Raw genomic sequence first — 2,044 nt, 5'->3', positions numbered from 1 at the left:
TACTGGCGCAGTTCAGAAAATGGCTGAATTAGTCTCAACCAATCAACTCGGAAATATTTATTATTATGATTCAGTCCGAGTCAATTTGGGACTGTTTCAACACGATATCAATGTCCTCTGGGATCTGGCAGTCCACGATCTGTCGATTATGGACTACGTGTTGCCTGTCAAGCCTGCTGCCGTCTCAGCAACTGGCATCAGTCATATCCCTAACGGGACTGAAAATATCGCTTACTTAACGCTGTTTTTTGAAAACAATCTCATCGCTCACCTGCATGTTAATTGGTTAGCTCCAGTTAAAGTTAGAAGGACGTTAATTGGTGGCTCTCAAAAAATGATCGTGTTTGATGACTTAGAGCCGAGCGAGAAGATTAAAGTTTATGACAAAGGCATCACAGTCAGCGGTAATGATGTCGAAAGCCTCTACCAAAACCTGGTCGGTTATCGCACGGGCGATATGTGGTCGCCCAAATTAGATGTCAAAGAAGCCCTGCGGACAGAAGGGGAGCACTTTTTGGATTGTATTCGCACTGGCAACCGTCCGATTAGCGATGGCGAAGCCGGATTGCGGATTGTCAAAATCCTGGAAGCGGCAGATCGATCGATGAAACAGCAAGGACAGTTAGTCAAATTGAATTTAGCCGAGGTATCATCATGATCCCATTTGTCGATCTCAGATCGCAGTACCGGAGTATCAAAGACGAAATTGATACTGCTGTTTTGAAAGTTTTAGACAGCACGCAATTTATCCTCGGTAATGAAGTAGCCGCCTTAGAATTAGAATTTGCTAACTACTGCCAAGCTAGTTTTGGAGTTGCGCTAAATACAGGCACGAGCGCACTGCATTTAGCACTATTAGCAGCCGGAATCGGTGCGGGAGATGAAGTCATTACGATTCCGATGACCTTTATAGCGACAACCGCCGCAATTTGTTATACCGGAGCCACATCTGTTTTTGTCGATATCGATCCGCTGACTTATACGATCGATGTTACCCAAATCGAAGCAGCGATTACACCCAAAACTAGAGCGATTCTGCCAGTCCATTTGTACGGTCAGCCAGCGGATATGGATCCGATTCTAGACATCGCCCGCCGTCACCAGCTAATTGTCATCGAGGATGCCGCGCAAGCGCATGGAGCCGAGTACAAAGGGCGCAGAGTTGGCAGTATCGGTGACATCGGTTGCTTTAGCTTTTATCCCGGCAAAAACCTTGGTGCGTATGGGGAAGGCGGCATGGCAGTTACAAATAATCCTGAATACGATCGCAAAATGCGGATGCTGCGCGACTGGGGACAAGAACGCCGCTATCACCACGTCCTCAAGGGTTACAACTATCGGATGGATGGGATTCAAGGCGCAATTTTACGGGTGAAGATGCAGTATATCGAAGCCTGGACGGAGGCGAGGATCGCTTGTGCGGCGAATTACGATCGGCTTTTAGCCGAATCTGGTTTGGTGCTACCCATAGCACAGCCCCACAACCGTCATGTTTATCATGTCTATGCCTTGCGATCGCCAAATCGGGATGCACTGCAACAAAGCTTACAGGCGCAGGAAATTCAGACAGGTATTCATTACCCCATTCCCGTCCATTTGCAGCCGTCTTATGCGGATCTCGGTTATAAGCTGGGCGACTTTCCCCACTCAGAACTGGTAGCCAGCCAAGAACTTTCGCTCCCGTTGTATCCCGAACTCACGATCGAGTCTCAAACTCAGGTAGCGAAAGCAGTACTGAGTGCGATTAGCTAACCGAGGAGATCTATGTCCGATTTAGGAAATACTAAAGTCGTCGCATCCGTACATGGTTTACAAGCAGAAAAGATCGACCCTGACTTTGAAGTTGAATTAGCGGCATATCTACGCACTCAGTACGCTGGCTCGGCATTAGTCGAAATGTATTCCCGCTTTGTTGCCAGCGATGGCGACTTTGATGGACTGATGCGGCGAGCTATTTGGCGAGCTGTGGCGCGTCAATTCGGTCATGCCGTGCGAATTGGCACAGGAGTCGGGTTTAAGCATCTAGAAACCTTCGAGATCGGCG

General features: G+C 48.2%; 2 protein-coding genes and 1 pseudogene. All 3 read left to right on the top strand.

What is annotated here, in order from left to right; translation table 11 throughout:
- Nucleotides 1-658: Gfo/Idh/MocA family oxidoreductase (locus tag RMO35_RS17745; RefSeq protein ID WP_309742712.1), on the top strand; the 658-nt coding region annotated here is incomplete at its 5' end.
- The gene (locus tag RMO35_RS17740; protein ID WP_309742710.1) at nucleotides 655-1,752 is read left to right on the top strand and encodes a DegT/DnrJ/EryC1/StrS family aminotransferase; all 1,098 of its coding nucleotides are present in this window, start codon (nucleotides 655-657) and stop codon (nucleotides 1,750-1,752) included. The genes RMO35_RS17745 and RMO35_RS17740, both read left to right, overlap by 4 nt.
- A gap of 12 nt (nucleotides 1,753-1,764) precedes the next feature.
- Nucleotides 1,765-2,044, top strand: a pseudogene (locus RMO35_RS17735) (N-acetyltransferase); the annotation flags it as partial.

Source organism: Chamaesiphon sp. OTE_20_metabat_361 (assembly GCF_031364565.1).
Note: the sequence above shows the minus strand (reverse complement) of the source record. Positions and strands in the feature narration are given on the sequence as shown.